This window comes from Microbulbifer mixtoriginis (SeqCode) (assembly GCF_052466715.1).
Map to the genome: position 1 here is coordinate 2,215,161 of NZ_CP174288.1, position 17,689 is coordinate 2,232,849.

Annotated in this window: 23 protein-coding genes and 1 pseudogene; 20 read left to right on the forward strand and 4 right to left on the reverse strand. The window is 49.2% G+C overall.

Annotated features, from left to right (window positions below):
- Positions 1-136 precede the first annotated feature (136 nt).
- The 9 genes from ACJJH9_RS09780 (at position 137) to ACJJH9_RS09820 (ending at position 5,660) form a co-directional block, all read left to right on the forward strand.
- A complete protein-coding gene (locus ACJJH9_RS09780; protein ID WP_444925105.1) occupies positions 137-1,192 on the forward strand; it encodes a replication initiation factor domain-containing protein in 1,056 nt (351 codons plus the stop codon).
- Complete coding sequence (locus ACJJH9_RS09785) at positions 1,180-1,500, forward strand: DNA-binding protein (RefSeq protein WP_444925106.1); 321 nt, start codon at positions 1,180-1,182, stop codon at positions 1,498-1,500. Before ACJJH9_RS09780 ends, ACJJH9_RS09785 begins: the two co-directional genes overlap by 13 nt.
- A complete protein-coding gene (locus tag ACJJH9_RS09790; RefSeq protein ID WP_444925107.1) occupies positions 1,500-1,754 on the forward strand; it encodes a hypothetical protein in 255 nt (84 codons plus the stop codon). Before ACJJH9_RS09785 ends, ACJJH9_RS09790 begins: the two co-directional genes overlap by 1 nt.
- Positions 1,755-1,764: 10 nt before the next feature.
- Positions 1,765-1,899, forward strand: coding sequence for a hypothetical protein (locus tag ACJJH9_RS09795; RefSeq protein WP_444925108.1), 135 nt, complete (start codon positions 1,765-1,767; stop codon positions 1,897-1,899).
- Positions 1,900-1,985: 86 nt separating this feature from the next.
- A complete protein-coding gene (locus ACJJH9_RS09800) occupies positions 1,986-3,305 on the forward strand; it encodes a hypothetical protein (RefSeq protein WP_444925109.1) in 1,320 nt (439 codons plus the stop codon).
- Position 3,306: 1 nt separating this feature from the next.
- A complete protein-coding gene (locus ACJJH9_RS09805) occupies positions 3,307-3,594 on the forward strand; it encodes a DUF2523 family protein (RefSeq protein WP_444925110.1) in 288 nt (95 codons plus the stop codon).
- The gene (locus ACJJH9_RS09810; RefSeq protein ID WP_444925111.1) at positions 3,594-4,724 is read left to right on the forward strand and encodes a zonular occludens toxin domain-containing protein; all 1,131 of its coding nucleotides are present in this window, start codon (positions 3,594-3,596) and stop codon (positions 4,722-4,724) included. Before ACJJH9_RS09805 ends, ACJJH9_RS09810 begins: the two co-directional genes overlap by 1 nt.
- 183 nt (positions 4,725-4,907) lie before the next feature.
- Entirely contained in the window at positions 4,908-5,186 is a 279-nt protein-coding gene (locus ACJJH9_RS09815; protein ID WP_444925112.1) for a hypothetical protein, read from the forward strand.
- Between the two features lie 207 nt (positions 5,187-5,393).
- Positions 5,394-5,660: a hypothetical protein gene (locus tag ACJJH9_RS09820; protein WP_444890274.1), complete on the forward strand. Its 267-nt coding sequence runs from the start codon at positions 5,394-5,396 to the stop codon at positions 5,658-5,660.
- Between the two features lie 262 nt (positions 5,661-5,922).
- On the opposite strand, the gene ACJJH9_RS09825 is transcribed toward ACJJH9_RS09820, so the two are convergent.
- Together ACJJH9_RS09825 and ACJJH9_RS09830 are read right to left on the reverse strand one after the other, a co-directional pair.
- Positions 5,923-6,441: a DUF2726 domain-containing protein gene (locus ACJJH9_RS09825; protein WP_444925103.1), complete on the reverse strand. Its 519-nt coding sequence runs from the start codon at positions 6,439-6,441 to the stop codon at positions 5,923-5,925.
- Positions 6,442-6,451: 10 nt separating this feature from the next.
- Positions 6,452-6,796 carry a type II toxin-antitoxin system RelB family anti-toxin gene (locus ACJJH9_RS09830; RefSeq protein ID WP_444925104.1) on the reverse strand — a complete coding sequence of 115 codons (345 nt, stop codon included), beginning with the start codon at positions 6,794-6,796 and terminating at the stop codon, positions 6,452-6,454.
- Between the two features lie 222 nt (positions 6,797-7,018).
- On the opposite strand from ACJJH9_RS09830, the gene ACJJH9_RS09835 reads away from it, so the two are divergent.
- The 9 genes from ACJJH9_RS09835 (at position 7,019) to ACJJH9_RS09875 (ending at position 13,430) form a co-directional block, all read left to right on the forward strand.
- The gene (locus ACJJH9_RS09835; RefSeq protein ID WP_444925105.1) at positions 7,019-8,074 is read left to right on the forward strand and encodes a replication initiation factor domain-containing protein; all 1,056 of its coding nucleotides are present in this window, start codon (positions 7,019-7,021) and stop codon (positions 8,072-8,074) included.
- Complete coding sequence (locus ACJJH9_RS09840) at positions 8,062-8,382, forward strand: DNA-binding protein (protein ID WP_444925106.1); 321 nt, start codon at positions 8,062-8,064, stop codon at positions 8,380-8,382. Before ACJJH9_RS09835 ends, ACJJH9_RS09840 begins: the two co-directional genes overlap by 13 nt.
- Complete coding sequence (locus tag ACJJH9_RS09845; RefSeq protein ID WP_444925107.1) at positions 8,382-8,636, forward strand: hypothetical protein; 255 nt, start codon at positions 8,382-8,384, stop codon at positions 8,634-8,636. Before ACJJH9_RS09840 ends, ACJJH9_RS09845 begins: the two co-directional genes overlap by 1 nt.
- A gap of 10 nt (positions 8,637-8,646) precedes the next feature.
- Positions 8,647-8,781: a hypothetical protein gene (locus tag ACJJH9_RS09850; protein WP_444925108.1), complete on the forward strand. Its 135-nt coding sequence runs from the start codon at positions 8,647-8,649 to the stop codon at positions 8,779-8,781.
- An 86-nt stretch (positions 8,782-8,867) separates the two neighbouring features.
- Positions 8,868-10,187 carry a hypothetical protein gene (locus tag ACJJH9_RS09855; protein ID WP_444925109.1) on the forward strand — a complete coding sequence of 440 codons (1,320 nt, stop codon included), beginning with the start codon at positions 8,868-8,870 and terminating at the stop codon, positions 10,185-10,187.
- 1 nt (position 10,188) lies between these two features.
- Positions 10,189-10,476: a DUF2523 family protein gene (locus tag ACJJH9_RS09860; RefSeq protein ID WP_444925110.1), complete on the forward strand. Its 288-nt coding sequence runs from the start codon at positions 10,189-10,191 to the stop codon at positions 10,474-10,476.
- Positions 10,476-11,606, forward strand: a complete 1,131-nt coding sequence (locus ACJJH9_RS09865; protein WP_444925111.1) for a zonular occludens toxin domain-containing protein — start codon at positions 10,476-10,478, stop codon at positions 11,604-11,606. The genes ACJJH9_RS09860 and ACJJH9_RS09865 overlap by 1 nt, the downstream gene beginning before the upstream one ends.
- A 183-nt stretch (positions 11,607-11,789) precedes the next feature.
- Positions 11,790-12,068 carry a hypothetical protein gene (locus ACJJH9_RS09870; RefSeq protein ID WP_444925112.1) on the forward strand — a complete coding sequence of 93 codons (279 nt, stop codon included), beginning with the start codon at positions 11,790-11,792 and terminating at the stop codon, positions 12,066-12,068.
- A 108-nt stretch (positions 12,069-12,176) separates the two neighbouring features.
- Entirely contained in the window at positions 12,177-13,430 is a 1,254-nt protein-coding gene (locus ACJJH9_RS09875) for a tyrosine-type recombinase/integrase (RefSeq protein WP_444925113.1), read from the forward strand.
- Positions 13,431-13,967: 537 nt separating this feature from the next.
- Here ACJJH9_RS09875 and ACJJH9_RS09880 read toward each other — a convergent pair.
- Positions 13,968-14,465, reverse strand: coding sequence for an SRPBCC family protein (locus ACJJH9_RS09880; protein ID WP_252081688.1), 498 nt, complete (start codon positions 14,463-14,465; stop codon positions 13,968-13,970).
- 149 nt (positions 14,466-14,614) lie between these two features.
- Positions 14,615-15,460 carry a MerR family transcriptional regulator gene (locus ACJJH9_RS09885; RefSeq protein WP_444925114.1) on the reverse strand — a complete coding sequence of 282 codons (846 nt, stop codon included), beginning with the start codon at positions 15,458-15,460 and terminating at the stop codon, positions 14,615-14,617.
- A gap of 163 nt (positions 15,461-15,623) precedes the next feature.
- Here ACJJH9_RS09885 and ACJJH9_RS09890 point away from each other — a divergent pair.
- Together ACJJH9_RS09890 and ACJJH9_RS09895 are read left to right on the forward strand one after the other, a co-directional pair.
- Positions 15,624-15,776, forward strand: a pseudogene (locus ACJJH9_RS09890) (helix-turn-helix domain-containing protein); the annotation flags it as partial.
- A gap of 594 nt (positions 15,777-16,370) precedes the next feature.
- Complete coding sequence (locus tag ACJJH9_RS09895; protein WP_444925115.1) at positions 16,371-17,384, forward strand: cytochrome-c peroxidase; 1,014 nt, start codon at positions 16,371-16,373, stop codon at positions 17,382-17,384.
- The last annotated feature ends 305 nt before the right edge of the window (positions 17,385-17,689 follow it).

Consider the following 17,689-nt stretch of genomic DNA (forward strand, 5'->3'; position numbering starts at 1 on the left):
TGGCGCCAACCAACCTTGAGGCAATAAAAAACCCGAGTAGCGCCAACTACTCGGGTTCGGTGGGAGAGAGGTACCTCTCCCGGTGCCCCTCGCCAAAGGGGACTTTGTTGTTCACTGGGAATGAACGGATCAAATTATGGACAATGCAGGATCACAGCGCAACGGTGCTGGTTGCACCCCGTCAGTAATACGGGGTGAAAGTCCCTTTCACTCCGGTACACCACAAAACCCTTGCCGCGATAGCGGCGAAATCCTGATCGATACACTGTCCTTCACGATTCCTATCGCAGATGTTCATACCACCTACCCAAAAAATGGGGCCGGCTATGATCAAAGCCCGCTTGAATCTATTTGGACCTTCCTTCGCCAAGTCTTACCTTTTTCACTAGGTGAGCAGGCAGACAAGGGCCGCAATAATTTCCAGCATAGCCGCCCATTCAATGACAACCATGGCTTTGTTGCCTGGGGTGGCAATGATTCTGTACCCATGCCAGACGGCACCATCCGTACAGTTCCGGCCAGATTTCAGGTTTACATCAGCGGCGAGGGATGCACACAGATTCAAGACTGGGGCAGGGTAGCCGACAAGCTCGCGCTCTTTGAAAACCTGCGCATTACCCGCCTGGACATTGCCTACGACGATCACGAAGGCTCTCGCACTGTTGATGATGCAAAGCAGCTTTACGTAGAAGGCGCCTTTACGACCAGCGGCAGACCTCCGAATTCTACTTACATCGATGACATGGGCAGCGGTAACGGCTGCACCTTGAACGTGGGCAACCGTGCTAACGGTAAATTTTTACGGGTCTACGAAAAAGGCAAACAGCTTGGCGATGCCTTGTCCCGCTGGGTTCGATGGGAAATCGAATTTAAGAGCAAACACCGAGAAATCCCGCTCGACGCACTGCGGGAACCCGCAGCCTATCTAGCCGGATCATATCCCGCCCTTAACTGGATATCTGCCGCCCGCGAGGTGATCCGCACCGTTCGCGAAAAGGCCCAAGTAACCGTCCTGCACCTAGTCCAATGCGCCCGCACTGCCTACGGCAAGCTGCTTGGCCTCCTGCACGACAAGGGCGGTTTTTCTCCTGATGAAATATTTAATTCCCTGGGCGTTTCCGGGGGCGTACCTGCAAGGCTCAATTGGGCCAAATCATTTAATCGAGAGGAGCTCGAGCTATGTCTTACATGATCCGCGGAACCATTGTTGGCGTTAAGCAAGTAACCAAGAAAGACCGCGAAGGCAATGCCTATTCCATCACCTATGTCGGTTTCGAATCCCCCAAAGCCAACGGCTACCAGGGCGAGACCGTAATCACTGACATTCAAGTGAGCCGCGACCAACTCAACGCCGGTTTACCCGCGTATTACGAAAAATTGCGCGGCCAGGAAGTACTGGCGCCCATCTGGATTCAGCCCTGGAAAAACGGCGGCAAGTTCACAACCTACTTCGAAGGCGAGGGCAAGTGCGCCCCGACCAGCAAGCCCAAGGCTGCGTAATGGGAATTCGCTGCGACGGCAATCTAACGCAAACACCAGACGGCTATCCGGCCTGCGATGGCTCCTGGGTTCAGGAGCCGGACCAGCTGTCGCAGCTCTACGAACTGCTAAACGCTGCGTTTTCCACGCCGGACACAGCACAGATAGCAGCGGCATTCATGACGGCTTTGACCGTTCCTCTGATTGCCTACTTAGCGGCGTGGGCCTATGGCAAAACTATTGGATTTGCCGAAAAAGACAACGAACTTACTTGAGGGATTATTTATGGACTTCACAGCCATCACCAACGCCATTGACTCTTCCACCGTCGTTGCCGCAATCACCGCGATTGCTGCGGTCAAGATCTCCCCCGGAGTTGCCAAGTGGGGATACAACAAAGTTATCGGCTGGTTCCGCTAACCGTTGGCGGCCCTTCGGGGCCGTTAGTTTTTAGGGTAGGGCGATGATCATTCTTCTTTGTGCATTCGGATTAGGGGGGCTTACTTGTGCGGCGATTATTGCAGGCTTTACTTCTGGCGCTCGCTAGTCTCCCGGCCTTATCTCTGGCGGGCACTCAGAGCTGCGTTGACACTGTTGCAGGCTACTTTAGCGATATAAATGCAGCTGAAAACGCTTGCAAATCACAAGCCCCCCACTGGCAGTTTTGCGATAGGAGACCCAACTCTGATCCCCCCTATGTTGGCTGGATTGTCCTAACTCATGTTGATGGTGGAACAGAGGTCAATGGAGACTATGGGTCTAATTGTGCCGAATCCGCTTATGCAAATGATTCCACCTGGGACGATTACACCGCTGTCGCACATATTTTTTACTATGCCGATCAGTGCCCCGACGGCACCACTGAAAACTCAAACGGCCAGTGTGTAGGTCCTGGCAACTGCGACTCAGCCGGCGACGCAACCGGCAGCACTTGGGATAACACCTTAGAGCAATGTACTTGCCCCGAAGGGCAAATTGACATCATGCACCCAGATGTCGGCTATCAATGCATGGTTGAGCCCCCCGAATGTACGCCCAATAGCGGCGGCTTTCTTGGCTATGCCAACGACACGCCTATTTGCGACTTTAACGATTTTTGTGGAGATGGCAGCTCCGGCGGCCTCATCAATGGCAACTGGGCCTGCGTCCCTGATACCGCTAGCTGTCAGCCTCCCAATGTTGAGGTGAACGGCTCCTGTATGCCTCAAGAGCAGCTAACGCCGAACCCCTCCGAAACCTTCGGCCCCAATGCATCCGACCTCGATGGCGACGGCATTCCAGATGGCCAAGACGATGATATTGATGGTGATGGCATACCTAACAGCCAGGATAACGACATCGATGGCGATGGCGTTTCCAATGAAAACGACACTCAGAAAAATGGCCCAGGTACAGGCATTGGTGACGGCTCCAACTCTGGAAGCGCTACCGCTTCAGGTGGTTGTGAACAGCCGCCCACCTGTACCGGCGACCCGCAGGAGTGCGCCGCAATTAAGCAACAGTGGTACGCCATGTGCTACACAGAGGACTACAAATCTAATGACCAGGGTTTCTATTCTCCGGAGAGTACTGACGATCTTGATAGCCGCTTTGAAGTCGCCTTATCGACTTTTTCGGATCGGATGCAAGCTAGTGAGCTGGTTTCTGGTGTTGGTAGTTTCTTTGATTTTAGCGGCGGTGGCTCTTGTCCTAGTTACTCAGTAAGCGCCGGCCCATTTGACATCACCTTTGATCAATGGTGCTCAAACGTTATGCCCTGGGGCCTCATTAGCGGCATTCTGTTTGCTGTTGCCCTGCTTATCTCTGGCCGAATCGTGGTGAGTTGATATGTGGGACGAAATCAAAAAGGCCATTAAAGACCTCTTCGACGATTTTACGGAATGGCTTTATGACGTAACCGTATCGATGCTAGAAGCTGCGCTTAGCGCTATTGCCAGCATCATAGAAGCCATTCCACTTCCTGACTTTATTGTTAACTACAACGTAACCGACTACATCCATGGGGATGTTCTGTACTTCCTCACCATGTCCGGCTTTGGCGATGCCATGGCGGTTATTGGCGCAGCCTACACGTTCCGGATTATCCGACGCTTTGTCACATTGGGAATCTGGTAATGATCGTCTTCCACGAAGGTTTACCCGGTAGCGGCAAGAGCTATGAAGCCTGCACGATGCACATACTTCCCGCGCTCAAACAGGGTAGGCGGGTTGTCACCAACATTGAGGGGATCAATCACGAAAAGTTCTCGCAGCTCACCGGCATTCCTCAAACAATGCTTGAAGGCTTTCTGATCTGCATTTATCACGGCGAAGAACCGGACGTAGAGAAGAGGGCGCAGCTACAAAAACAGAGCATTCTGGAGCACTCCGGCAAAGATGCCTTAATCGTTATTGATGAGATCCAGAACCTCCACCCGTCGGGCCGCGAGAAGTTGAGCCCCGAGTGGATGCGCTACATCACCGAGCACCGCCACGACGGGCTAGACATTATTCTCATGGGCCAGGACCGCCGCGACTGCCACAACATGTGGCGCCGCCGCATTGCTCGGGTAATCACCTTTACCAAACAAACGGCCGTTGGAAGAGACGGCCATTACACCTGGGCAGCTTATGAAGCCACTAAGCCAGAGGTGTACAAAAAAATCAGTTCAGGCTCTCGCAAATATGAGCCTAAGTACTTCGGGCTTTACAGTTCACACACCGGCGGCACCAACAACAAAGACACCTACAAAGACGATAGGGCGAACATCTTCAAAACGTCCGGCTTCCGCGTCTGGTTACCGGGCGGTATAGCTGCGCTTTGCTTTGCGCTTTGGCACTTGGCCGGCTTCTTCTCAACACCAGAAGCACAGGCCCAAACACCCGTGCCAGCCGCACAAGAGCAGCCTTTGCCCACGCAACCAGAACAGGCGAAGCCTGTCCCAGTCGCGCAGGCTCCAGAATCCAAACCGGAACCCAAGTGGCAACCCCTGGACACCTTTGACGAAATGGCCAACCGCTACAGGCCTCGTCTCTCTGCTGTTGTCTGGGCAGGCAAAGAAGTCTTTGCACAAGTGGACATACTGGACAACTCACACCACGTCAAAGACAGATACGACATAGCCGCGTTACAGGACCTGGGTTGGTCTGTCGAGTACAGGCCCAGCGGATTGTTATTAGTTAAAGCAGGGCGACGGCATCTCGTCAGAGCATGGCCCCTCGACAAATACGGACAGGTCAACCGCTATGATCGCGAGCGCCTTTAATGGCACGCGCAGCGTGCCCGCCAATCCTGGTCAGGCAAGCGACAGCGCTGACCAGGATGGCGGCCGCTATCGGTCCCACATCCACCGCACGCTTAAGCGGCTGAGTTGAGGCTTTGTAGTCAATGCGCAGGGATAGCCATCGACCGACAATGGAGAGTTTGCAGCCACTGCGCAGGAGCTGGCGTGTTAGCTGATAACCCAGCCATGTTTGATGTGCAGCTAACGATTTTTGCTAACGAAGTTCAGCCGCTCCGCGACTTCTTTGCGAGCATAAACACCGACCTGGTTAACCTAAAAACCAGGGACCTAAAACAGACGGAGAGCATCATGGGAGCACTGCAGGAAATCATCGGCGAGCTAGACCAGATACAAGTTCGGCCAGAGCATCTCAATCAGGCGTTCCCACAGGAGGGACAGACATGGTTATCGGAAATAGCAGTCAAGAAAAAACTTCAAACCTAGGCCCTGTAAGGGCTCCCGTAATTTCCGATATTTGTGATAATTGATTAAGCCCGTCAACCCAATAGAACCCACCTATAAATAATTCCCCACCACATTTAAAACCCCTATTTCTTCAAGTTAGAAAGTACGCCCAATATAAATATTTATATTGCCACCTTATAAATATTTATATACACTCCATCTATAAATATTTATAAGGAGATACAAATGGCTTCCGTAATAATTCCCGTAAAAACCAAGGACGAAATCTCAACGAGCGTCAGTATCGACGAAGATTTATATGCGCTATTACTTTGCGATTTCCGAGAAGAGGCAGAGTGCCGCACATGGATTAGAGAAGAGGCCGCACGCTATCCAAAGAGTTATTCAATTACGCGCATGGTAAGAATTCAGGCCCTGCACAGAATTGCTAGACCATCGCTAGTTAGGAAGGCGGTAGACCAAGAGGCACAAATGGATATTGAGGAGTTATGAAAAATTTCGGCGCTCCCATCAAAAACACCAGGCAGAGCAAAATTATATCCTTTTGATATCAAGTACTTACGCCTGCTGTTTTGCAATTAGTGTTTTTGTAGATATAAATATTTATAGAGCCTGGCGGCCGCTTAAATCCCGGGCTGCGTCGGCGGGCCGTACTTGTTCGGCTTGTCGGCGTTGCCCAGCAACGAGCGAAGCGAGGCGATAGCAAGTGTGGGTCTCAGTTACACCCACACTTTACCCCGGTTTCCCGGGGTAATTAGGTTGTAGCTGCGGTTTCTGGAGCGGCTGCGGGTTCAGGCTGATAACCTGGAATCAATGGAGCTATATCTTCTTTGCTCCAACCGCTTTTGTTGGGGACTCTGTGCAGTTTTAGCCCAGCATCTTCAGCCGCCAAATTTAAGAAGGTGTCTCTGGCTCTTCTTGATGCCTTTTCGTGCGATCTATCATCCAGCTCTATGGCTGAAATTATTTTTCCCGTCCTCAGTTCGTAGATTACGAAATCCAAGTGCTTAGCCCAGACCTTGGCTAATGCGGCCTTATATCTTTTCCCTTGCTCTCTTGGTTTTAGTACGTCGGCAAGCCTTACCTTTGAGCTTATGCCGTATTCCCTTGGCATTTGCTTGCATAGGTTAAGGTAAAAATTTAGCTCGGCTTTTGTCAGCAGGTATGGCTGAAGCTTGTAGCTATATTCTGATTTCTTTTCGCTGGTGGCCGCTTTGATGACGGCCGCAACAATGATGATGGGAACTAGGTAGAGGAGAAAATCTAGGTTCATATTCCTTATGTCACCGGTACTTGTAATAGGTTATTAGAGCTTCAATCGTGTCTATAACCTGTTCCCGCCTTTTATCCGGTAGCAGCTCAATATCTCGCATCATGATTTCTACTTTCCGGTCTCTCGGGACTTCCATCACTCCACGCATTAGCGCATCGGTTGTACACCCCAATCCGTTGGCCAGCTTGGCTACGGTTTCAGCCTTGCATTCACTGCCCGCTTCAATGCGAGCTATTGTCGGCAGTGATATACCGCACATCTCGGCAGTTTTTTCTTGGGTTACATCTAACCGGCTGCGAATTGTTTTTAGATTTTTGCCGATCATGGGATTTTGGCCAGTAAACAGGTCGTCCATAATTTTATCCGTACATTTTTGCGCCAAGGGTTTGACTTATCATATGTTAGGGGGTAAAAATTATCGCGCACGATTATTGACAGGGTTGGCGCCAACCAACCTTGAGGCAATAAAAAACCCGAGTAGCGCCAACTACTCGGGTTCGGTGGGAGAGAGGTACCTCTCCCGGTGCCCCTCGCCAAAGGGGACTTTGTTGTTCACTGGGAATGAACGGATCAAATTATGGACAATGCAGGATCACAGCGCAACGGTGCTGGTTGCACCCCGTCAGTAATACGGGGTGAAAGTCCCTTTCACTCCGGTACACCACAAAACCCTTGCCGCGATAGCGGCGAAATCCTGATCGATACACTGTCCTTCACGATTCCTATCGCAGATGTTCATACCACCTACCCAAAAAATGGGGCCGGCTATGATCAAAGCCCGCTTGAATCTATTTGGACCTTCCTTCGCCAAGTCTTACCTTTTTCACTAGGTGAGCAGGCAGACAAGGGCCGCAATAATTTCCAGCATAGCCGCCCATTCAATGACAACCATGGCTTTGTTGCCTGGGGTGGCAATGATTCTGTACCCATGCCAGACGGCACCATCCGTACAGTTCCGGCCAGATTTCAGGTTTACATCAGCGGCGAGGGATGCACACAGATTCAAGACTGGGGCAGGGTAGCCGACAAGCTCGCGCTCTTTGAAAACCTGCGCATTACCCGCCTGGACATTGCCTACGACGATCACGAAGGCTCTCGCACTGTTGATGATGCAAAGCAGCTTTACGTAGAAGGCGCCTTTACGACCAGCGGCAGACCTCCGAATTCTACTTACATCGATGACATGGGCAGCGGTAACGGCTGCACCTTGAACGTGGGCAACCGTGCTAACGGTAAATTTTTACGGGTCTACGAAAAAGGCAAACAGCTTGGCGATGCCTTGTCCCGCTGGGTTCGATGGGAAATCGAATTTAAGAGCAAACACCGAGAAATCCCGCTCGACGCACTGCGGGAACCCGCAGCCTATCTAGCCGGATCATATCCCGCCCTTAACTGGATATCTGCCGCCCGCGAGGTGATCCGCACCGTTCGCGAAAAGGCCCAAGTAACCGTCCTGCACCTAGTCCAATGCGCCCGCACTGCCTACGGCAAGCTGCTTGGCCTCCTGCACGACAAGGGCGGTTTTTCTCCTGATGAAATATTTAATTCCCTGGGCGTTTCCGGGGGCGTACCTGCAAGGCTCAATTGGGCCAAATCATTTAATCGAGAGGAGCTCGAGCTATGTCTTACATGATCCGCGGAACCATTGTTGGCGTTAAGCAAGTAACCAAGAAAGACCGCGAAGGCAATGCCTATTCCATCACCTATGTCGGTTTCGAATCCCCCAAAGCCAACGGCTACCAGGGCGAGACCGTAATCACTGACATTCAAGTGAGCCGCGACCAACTCAACGCCGGTTTACCCGCGTATTACGAAAAATTGCGCGGCCAGGAAGTACTGGCGCCCATCTGGATTCAGCCCTGGAAAAACGGCGGCAAGTTCACAACCTACTTCGAAGGCGAGGGCAAGTGCGCCCCGACCAGCAAGCCCAAGGCTGCGTAATGGGAATTCGCTGCGACGGCAATCTAACGCAAACACCAGACGGCTATCCGGCCTGCGATGGCTCCTGGGTTCAGGAGCCGGACCAGCTGTCGCAGCTCTACGAACTGCTAAACGCTGCGTTTTCCACGCCGGACACAGCACAGATAGCAGCGGCATTCATGACGGCTTTGACCGTTCCTCTGATTGCCTACTTAGCGGCGTGGGCCTATGGCAAAACTATTGGATTTGCCGAAAAAGACAACGAACTTACTTGAGGGATTATTTATGGACTTCACAGCCATCACCAACGCCATTGACTCTTCCACCGTCGTTGCCGCAATCACCGCGATTGCTGCGGTCAAGATCTCCCCCGGAGTTGCCAAGTGGGGATACAACAAAGTTATCGGCTGGTTCCGCTAACCGTTGGCGGCCCTTCGGGGCCGTTAGTTTTTAGGGTAGGGCGATGATCATTCTTCTTTGTGCATTCGGATTAGGGGGGCTTACTTGTGCGGCGATTATTGCAGGCTTTACTTCTGGCGCTCGCTAGTCTCCCGGCCTTATCTCTGGCGGGCACTCAGAGCTGCGTTGACACTGTTGCAGGCTACTTTAGCGATATAAATGCAGCTGAAAACGCTTGCAAATCACAAGCCCCCCACTGGCAGTTTTGCGATAGGAGACCCAACTCTGATCCCCCCTATGTTGGCTGGATTGTCCTAACTCATGTTGATGGTGGAACAGAGGTCAATGGAGACTATGGGTCTAATTGTGCCGAATCCGCTTATGCAAATGATTCCACCTGGGACGATTACACCGCTGTCGCACATATTTTTTACTATGCCGATCAGTGCCCCGACGGCACCACTGAAAACTCAAACGGCCAGTGTGTAGGTCCTGGCAACTGCGACTCAGCCGGCGACGCAACCGGCAGCACTTGGGATAACACCTTAGAGCAATGTACTTGCCCCGAAGGGCAAATTGACATCATGCACCCAGATGTCGGCTATCAATGCATGGTTGAGCCCCCCGAATGTACGCCCAATAGCGGCGGCTTTCTTGGCTATGCCAACGACACGCCTATTTGCGACTTTAACGATTTTTGTGGAGATGGCAGCTCCGGCGGCCTCATCAATGGCAACTGGGCCTGCGTCCCTGATACCGCTAGCTGTCAGCCTCCCAATGTTGAGGTGAACGGCTCCTGTATGCCTCAAGAGCAGCTAACGCCGAACCCCTCCGAAACCTTCGGCCCCAATGCATCCGACCTCGATGGCGACGGCATTCCAGATGGCCAAGACGATGATATTGATGGTGATGGCATACCTAACAGCCAGGATAACGACATCGATGGCGATGGCGTTTCCAATGAAAACGACACTCAGAAAAATGGCCCAGGTACAGGCATTGGTGACGGCTCCAACTCTGGAAGCGCTACCGCTTCAGGTGGTTGTGAACAGCCGCCCACCTGTACCGGCGACCCGCAGGAGTGCGCCGCAATTAAGCAACAGTGGTACGCCATGTGCTACACAGAGGACTACAAATCTAATGACCAGGGTTTCTATTCTCCGGAGAGTACTGACGATCTTGATAGCCGCTTTGAAGTCGCCTTATCGACTTTTTCGGATCGGATGCAAGCTAGTGAGCTGGTTTCTGGTGTTGGTAGTTTCTTTGATTTTAGCGGCGGTGGCTCTTGTCCTAGTTACTCAGTAAGCGCCGGCCCATTTGACATCACCTTTGATCAATGGTGCTCAAACGTTATGCCCTGGGGCCTCATTAGCGGCATTCTGTTTGCTGTTGCCCTGCTTATCTCTGGCCGAATCGTGGTGAGTTGATATGTGGGACGAAATCAAAAAGGCCATTAAAGACCTCTTCGACGATTTTACGGAATGGCTTTATGACGTAACCGTATCGATGCTAGAAGCTGCGCTTAGCGCTATTGCCAGCATCATAGAAGCCATTCCACTTCCTGACTTTATTGTTAACTACAACGTAACCGACTACATCCATGGGGATGTTCTGTACTTCCTCACCATGTCCGGCTTTGGCGATGCCATGGCGGTTATTGGCGCAGCCTACACGTTCCGGATTATCCGACGCTTTGTCACATTGGGAATCTGGTAATGATCGTCTTCCACGAAGGTTTACCCGGTAGCGGCAAGAGCTATGAAGCCTGCACGATGCACATACTTCCCGCGCTCAAACAGGGTAGGCGGGTTGTCACCAACATTGAGGGGATCAATCACGAAAAGTTCTCGCAGCTCACCGGCATTCCTCAAACAATGCTTGAAGGCTTTCTGATCTGCATTTATCACGGCGAAGAACCGGACGTAGAGAAGAGGGCGCAGCTACAAAAACAGAGCATTCTGGAGCACTCCGGCAAAGATGCCTTAATCGTTATTGATGAGATCCAGAACCTCCACCCGTCGGGCCGCGAGAAGTTGAGCCCCGAGTGGATGCGCTACATCACCGAGCACCGCCACGACGGGCTAGACATTATTCTCATGGGCCAGGACCGCCGCGACTGCCACAACATGTGGCGCCGCCGCATTGCTCGGGTAATCACCTTTACCAAACAAACGGCCGTTGGAAGAGACGGCCATTACACCTGGGCAGCTTATGAAGCCACTAAGCCAGAGGTGTACAAAAAAATCAGTTCAGGCTCTCGCAAATATGAGCCTAAGTACTTCGGGCTTTACAGTTCACACACCGGCGGCACCAACAACAAAGACACCTACAAAGACGATAGGGCGAACATCTTCAAAACGTCCGGCTTCCGCGTCTGGTTACCGGGCGGTATAGCTGCGCTTTGCTTTGCGCTTTGGCACTTGGCCGGCTTCTTCTCAACACCAGAAGCACAGGCCCAAACACCCGTGCCAGCCGCACAAGAGCAGCCTTTGCCCACGCAACCAGAACAGGCGAAGCCTGTCCCAGTCGCGCAGGCTCCAGAATCCAAACCGGAACCCAAGTGGCAACCCCTGGACACCTTTGACGAAATGGCCAACCGCTACAGGCCTCGTCTCTCTGCTGTTGTCTGGGCAGGCAAAGAAGTCTTTGCACAAGTGGACATACTGGACAACTCACACCACGTCAAAGACAGATACGACATAGCCGCGTTACAGGACCTGGGTTGGTCTGTCGAGTACAGGCCCAGCGGATTGTTATTAGTTAAAGCAGGGCGACGGCATCTCGTCAGAGCATGGCCCCTCGACAAATACGGACAGGTCAACCGCTATGATCGCGAGCGCCTTTAATGGCACGCGCAGCGTGCCCGCCAATCCTGGTCAGGCAAGCGACAGCGCTGACCAGGATGGCGGCCGCTATCGGTCCCACATCCACCGCACGCTTAAGCGGCTGAGTTGAGGCTTTGTAGTCAATGCGCAGGGATAGCCATCGACCGACAATGGAGAGTTTGCAGCCACTGCGCAGGAGCTGGCGTGTTAGCTGATAACCCAGCCATGTTTGATGTGCAGCTAACGATTTTTGCTAACGAAGTTCAGCCGCTCCGCGACTTCTTTGCGAGCATAAACACCGACCTGGTTAACCTAAAAACCAGGGACCTAAAACAGACGGAGAGCATCATGGGAGCACTGCAGGAAATCATCGGCGAGCTAGACCAGATACAAGTTCGGCCAGAGCATCTCAATCAGGCGTTCCCACAGGAGGGACAGACATGGTTATCGGAAATAGCAGTCAAGAAAAAACTTCAAACCTAGGCCCTGTAAGGGCTCCCGTAATTTCCGATATTTGTGAATATCGGATATTTTATAAATGCCCGTTTTTCCGTATAATTTTCCACATTCCAACAACAACTCCATATTTCTATGTCTGTTTCCAACCGGCCACCAGCACCAATCATCGACAACCTGAGCAATCTTGAGAATCCATTCCGCTGCACCAGCTTTTCAGCTAGCCGTTATCTCAGCAAGCAGATTCCTGGTACTGATACCGATCTGGAGTTCACGCTTAAGTTTCTTTACAGCTACAACGGCAGCCAGGCAACGTTTAACAGCTACCGCCGTGAACTTGAGCGGTTGCTGCAATGGGCGTGGCGCATTGAAGAAGTTTCAATAATGACTCTGAAGCGCGAACACATTGAGGAGTTTGTACAGTTTTGCATTGAACCACCAATTGCCTGGATCGGGACTAAGAATGTTGCCAGATTCAAAACACAAAATGGCGAGCGCGTTGTGAATGCTGATTGGAGGCCATTCGTAGTCAGTGTGTCCAAAGTTGAGTTTCGTGCTGGCAAGACGGCTTCTCCCAAGGAGTTCCGGCCATCCCAGGCAGCGATCAAATGTATCTTTACTGCATTGTCGTCCTTCTTCGATTTCCTCTATCAAGAAGGCTTGGTTCCAGCCAATCCTGTGGCACTGATTCGCCAGAAAAGTAAGTTTGTTCGACGCGAGCAACAAAGCCAGGTTGTACGTCGAATCAGCAACTTGCAGTGGGACTATGTTCTGGAAACTGCTGAGATCATGGCCGAGACATCACCTACTGATCACGAGCGAACTTTATTCATTATGAACGCCCTATTCGCTATGTATTTGCGAATCTCTGAGTTGGTTGCGGATGAAAGATCGGCACCAGTTATGGGTGATTTCAAGAAAGATCGCGACGGAAACTGGTGGTTTCATGTTACGGGTAAAGGTAACAAAGGCCGGGCGATCACTGTTTGCGACCAAATGTTGAAGGCCTTGAAGCGCTACAGAAATTATTTGCAGCTCCCTGCTCTGCCCAGCATTAATGAGCAGACACCTCTGGTGCACAAGTCTCGTGGCAAGGGACCGGTTACCAGTACCCGACAGGTGCGCCTGATTGTTCAAAACTGCTTTGATGCTGCCCACCAACGGATGGTTGAAGAAGGCTTAGGGGAAGATGCTGAAGATCTCAAGGCAGCCACTGTGCACTGGCTCCGCCATACGGGTATTTCTGAAGATGTGAAGTACCGTCCCCGCGAGCATGTGCGCGATGATGCGGGCCATGCAAGTATGGCTACGACTGATCGCTACATTGATTCCGACATGCGGGAACGACATGAAAGTGGGCGGAGTAAGCGGGTAAAGGAGGAGCGGTAATACTACCGCCCTGCCCCATAATGAGGCTCGGGAGTCCTTATCCGGCCTTACTAGGTTTTCTGGAGTTCCTATTATGGTCTCCTTATCAATTGAGTTACGACCAGTAAAAATTGAGTAAGATGATTTCGGAAGTTGGTAACTCAGGCTCTACCCGCCACTTCCTACCATAAACAATCTTCTGGCAAGGTTGCTTTTGTAGTGGAATATAATTATCGTAACTAATTACACCGACTTGAATATAAATTCCGTAGCTGTCTTCTCAGAAAAATATGGGGAATTTTTCATCATAGTGAACATCTAACACCAACTCCTCTACAGTTTCTCTTGTATGGTAATATCGCAAAAATTGCTGAGGTATGTAACTGAGCTTCTTATTGTTTAAATGAATCTCAGGTGCTCCCTCTATTGCCACCTCTCGACGTCTTAAGTCTACTGAATACGACATTGAAAAACCTTAAGGGTAGCCAATATGAAATATTTGGGGGCTGTAGGTACTCAGCCCCCCAGAGATATCATTATTGCCTGTTGATATTACTGCTAAGCGGCCTTAGCTATGTTAAGTTTTATTTGTTCTTCTTTTCGCGGATGGACTTTTCCGGTTTCTGAAAAGACTTTTAACTCCTCAAGCACAACCTTGGCAAGTTTGTTAAACTGCCTCTTCATTAGTACTCCCATAATCTGAGCAAATATGGGGAGCAAAGTTACACCAATTTCAAAGCTAACTCGTGACTGCCCATTAGCAACCGGTTCAACTTTCCAAGTATTAATCATGGATCTAACAAAGAATGGCATACTAGATAGCTTTACCTCATAGGAAAAAGTGTGCTGACCACTATCCACATTCACTAATGTTTCACTGGCAATGGCTCCATCAGGCAACTCGCACTTTCGACCATCACCTTTCGGTAAATCTGGATTTTCAGTGGATACAACAACAGCACTGGTCCAACTACTAATCTCGCTAAAATTACCTGATAATATTTCCCACACTTTATCAATAGAAGTGTTGATATTAATTTGATTGACAATCTTCATTTGCACTCTCCCAATTAAAAATTATGACGTAAAAATAAAGTATTCTGTTTTTAAGATATACGAACCCCTAAGCCTTAATTGCCTATTCATTAAAATCTGATTTTTAATATGTTTTACTGTTCGATATCTATAGGGCTTTACCTATATATTCAAACAGAAGTGGTTGGCCTTGTTACCGGGAATTGAATCTCACAAACGCAATCTTCAGGGTCCCCTTGGGATGGTGGCTTTATAAATATTTCTTTTGCAGGCCCTGATATTTGAAAATCACTATTCTCTATCCACCTACCTAACTGAGCATATTTCTCATACCCGTTTTCAAATGCTCCTACCCTGATCGTAGAAATAACACTCTGCTCTGATTGGAGAACCCGTCCTTTAACTTCACTTCCTCCAGGTAGCAGTAGAGCTCTTTCGATACTCCTCTTAACTGGAAACCCTACTTCGATATCTACATTTTCAATGCTAAAAGCATTACCGTGAAGTATGATCGTTAGAGGGCCAAGCTGGTCTTTCCCTGCCACGTCAGGTACATATTCCCTTAGCTCGGTCACCAAGTGGATTGTGTCAAATAGGTTTGGCATTATCTTTCTAACAGAATAGAAAGGCTGCTCAGCAATGCTTTTTAGAATAATTCCATCGAAATTCAAACTCTCAGGCCTTTCAGCCTCTTTTAGGCGTGCTTCAATGATCTTTAGGTGATTAATTTGTTCCTGAACAGTTTGTTCTATTTGTGCTTTTCGCAGCAGTAACATACCTTGAATTTCTTGCACCGATACGTCCTGAAGAACCATGACCTTAATTTGTTCAAGCGAAATTCCCAGCTCTTTCAAGGCGATAATACGGTTTAATTCAGGCAACTGATTAGTGCTGTAGTATCTATACCCTGTGGACTCGTCTGTGTGATCAGGCTGAAACAGACCAATTTGATCGTAATACCGTAATTGTGAAACAGCGGTCTGGGCTATTTTTGAAAACTCACCGATTCTAAACATAGTTCCACCTATCTGTTCACCCTTCTGCGCGTGAGTTGAAGTATGGACTCTCAAGCCACTTGAGAGTCAACAGATAGATACAGGAAAGATATCCTTAAGAGACAAAAAGTTATAACCGAAGAGCTAGATATAACCTTTAGAGCTTGAAAGGCAGAAGGCCCGCGAGCTATTGGAAACGGGCACATTGCAAGTCGAACAGATCGCTTGGCAAGTGGGATATGAGGATGTCAGCGCATTCCGGAAAATGTTTCACAAACAGACCGGTCTTTCTCCTCGGGAGTATCGACAGAGATTCTCAGGTGGCTCTAAAATGTAATTCCCCGAAAAGACGGACGAGTGGTGCTAATTGGGAAAGTAACCAATTCCACTAAAGAGATTGATCGAAGAGATTCTTGTTAAGTCCGGTAGCTGAACGCCACTATTTAGAGGTACGTAGATCAATATAAAAGTTAAACAGATATAACAATAAGATTAAAATCTTCCTAAAACCTAAAAGCTCTAACTAAAAAATTTGACCACATTCAGATAGTTAAGGGGTCATTTATCGTTCGAGTAAATATTACACCTCCAACCAGCTAGCAGAAATACGAATCATTTCTCTTTGGAGATGCCGATAAGTATCACCTCTACTCTTCCTCCCCATCTCAGAAATTGCCCTGAAATTTTCAAAGGTAAATAGCAAGACATCAATTTTGCCAAATACAGTGCCCTCAATGGGTAGGTCAAGTTCTGAGTAATATTTGAAAAAATATTTTGTGAACAATTCTGGATATTCTAAAAATCAACAAATTTTTTGTTAAATTATGGTATCAGCTGAACGAGCTCCCCTATATAGTTAGTGGCACCGCCTAACTTTGATTAAAAATAGGTTAGTTTTCATTCTTTTTTGAGATTTGGGAGAGATACCAAAGTGATTAAGGAAATTTTTTCGAAGAGAGATCTAAAGCTTCCGATCATTGGCGGCTTGATAGCGGCAGCAAGTTTTCTATCAACAACGGCAACAGCCGAAGTTGATATAAATCAATTACGTCAACAATCAAAAATTATGTTCGGCACTCTCTCAGAAACTATGCCAGGCAGTGAGAATGACACCCCAGCTATGATTGAGCTTGGAAAAGCACTGTTCATGGACAAACGGCTTTCAGTCAATGATAGCCAATCCTGTAACAGCTGCCATCAAGTAGGTAACTACAACGGTTCGGGCGTTGACAATGAAGCGACATCACCGGGAGCTTTACCTGGTACCAAGGGTGATCGAAACTCTCCAACGGTGTGGAATTCAGGATTCCAAATGGCTCAATTTTGGGATGGTCGCGCAGAGGACCTGAAGGAACAGGCCAAAGGTCCAATTCTAAACCCTGTAGAGATGGGAATGCCTTCAGAAGAGGCTGTTGAGACAAAGATTTCAAAAATTACCGAATATCAAGAAAGTTTCAAACACGCCTTTGGTAAAGAAAATGCTATCTCTTACGAGAATATTGCTCAGGCCATAGCTGCATTTGAGCGCACCCTGATTACGAATGATCGTTTTGATGATTTTATGAGTGGCGATGACCAGGCTATGACAAAAAGTGAGTTAAAGGGCTTGCAAACCTTTATCAACACTGGTTGTTCGGCATGCCACAATGGTGCAACTTTGGGTGGAAACATGTACCAGAAGATGGGGCTAGTCAACCAATATCCACACCAAGAAGATTTAGGTCGTTATAAAGTTACAGGCCTTGAAAAAGATAAAATGATGTTTAAGGTTCCAATGTTACGCGATATAAGCAGAAGCGCTCCTTACTTCCACGACGGGCGTGTAGAAACCATTGAGCAAGCAATTTACGATATGGCTTGGTACCAATTGGGACAGAAATTAAGCACACAACAAGTAGATGATATTGCAACTTTCCTAAACGCTCTAGAACATCAAACCCATTAAGGTATTTCCCACCCTCCGGGGTGGGTCCCTTTCGCTCTATTTAATTTTGATTAGGCTCGTGGATTTCAAATCATTAGCTCATTGATAACTTATAATCATTCAGCCCTGCCTTTGTATATCAGCCACATTCAGAGATAGCAGCTCGCAGACTAAACAGTTTTCTGATTGCTAACCAGTTAATAATGTATAGCGCTCTAACAATATCAATACCAAGTCGGAAAACTGAAATCCATAGTGAGGTGTACAGTTTTAGCTATCGATTTGCGGCAGCTCCATTAAATTACCGTTCACTACCTGAGCATTCA

What these genes read in the sequence shown, in the direction of transcription:
- ACJJH9_RS09780 (WP_444925105.1), top strand. Translation starts at nt 137, where the DNA reads ATGGACAATGCAGGATCACAGCGCAACGGTGCTGGTTGCACCCCGTCA.
- ACJJH9_RS09785 (WP_444925106.1), top strand. Translation starts at nt 1,180, where the DNA reads ATGTCTTACATGATCCGCGGAACCATTGTTGGCGTTAAGCAAGTAACC.
- ACJJH9_RS09790 (WP_444925107.1), top strand. Translation starts at nt 1,500, where the DNA reads ATGGGAATTCGCTGCGACGGCAATCTAACGCAAACACCAGACGGCTAT.
- ACJJH9_RS09795 (WP_444925108.1), top strand. Translation starts at nt 1,765, where the DNA reads ATGGACTTCACAGCCATCACCAACGCCATTGACTCTTCCACCGTCGTT.
- ACJJH9_RS09805 (WP_444925110.1), top strand. Translation starts at nt 3,307, where the DNA reads ATGTGGGACGAAATCAAAAAGGCCATTAAAGACCTCTTCGACGATTTT.
- ACJJH9_RS09810 (WP_444925111.1), top strand. Translation starts at nt 3,594, where the DNA reads ATGATCGTCTTCCACGAAGGTTTACCCGGTAGCGGCAAGAGCTATGAA.
- ACJJH9_RS09820 (WP_444890274.1), top strand. Translation starts at nt 5,394, where the DNA reads ATGGCTTCCGTAATAATTCCCGTAAAAACCAAGGACGAAATCTCAACG.
- ACJJH9_RS09825 (WP_444925103.1), bottom strand. Translation starts at nt 6,441, where the DNA reads ATGAACCTAGATTTTCTCCTCTACCTAGTTCCCATCATCATTGTTGCG.
- ACJJH9_RS09830 (WP_444925104.1), bottom strand. Translation starts at nt 6,796, where the DNA reads ATGGACGACCTGTTTACTGGCCAAAATCCCATGATCGGCAAAAATCTA.
- ACJJH9_RS09835 (WP_444925105.1), top strand. Translation starts at nt 7,019, where the DNA reads ATGGACAATGCAGGATCACAGCGCAACGGTGCTGGTTGCACCCCGTCA.
- ACJJH9_RS09840 (WP_444925106.1), top strand. Translation starts at nt 8,062, where the DNA reads ATGTCTTACATGATCCGCGGAACCATTGTTGGCGTTAAGCAAGTAACC.
- ACJJH9_RS09845 (WP_444925107.1), top strand. Translation starts at nt 8,382, where the DNA reads ATGGGAATTCGCTGCGACGGCAATCTAACGCAAACACCAGACGGCTAT.
- ACJJH9_RS09850 (WP_444925108.1), top strand. Translation starts at nt 8,647, where the DNA reads ATGGACTTCACAGCCATCACCAACGCCATTGACTCTTCCACCGTCGTT.
- ACJJH9_RS09860 (WP_444925110.1), top strand. Translation starts at nt 10,189, where the DNA reads ATGTGGGACGAAATCAAAAAGGCCATTAAAGACCTCTTCGACGATTTT.
- ACJJH9_RS09865 (WP_444925111.1), top strand. Translation starts at nt 10,476, where the DNA reads ATGATCGTCTTCCACGAAGGTTTACCCGGTAGCGGCAAGAGCTATGAA.
- ACJJH9_RS09875 (WP_444925113.1), top strand. Translation starts at nt 12,177, where the DNA reads ATGTCTGTTTCCAACCGGCCACCAGCACCAATCATCGACAACCTGAGC.
- ACJJH9_RS09880 (WP_252081688.1), bottom strand. Translation starts at nt 14,465, where the DNA reads ATGAAGATTGTCAATCAAATTAATATCAACACTTCTATTGATAAAGTG.
- ACJJH9_RS09885 (WP_444925114.1), bottom strand. Translation starts at nt 15,460, where the DNA reads ATGTTTAGAATCGGTGAGTTTTCAAAAATAGCCCAGACCGCTGTTTCA.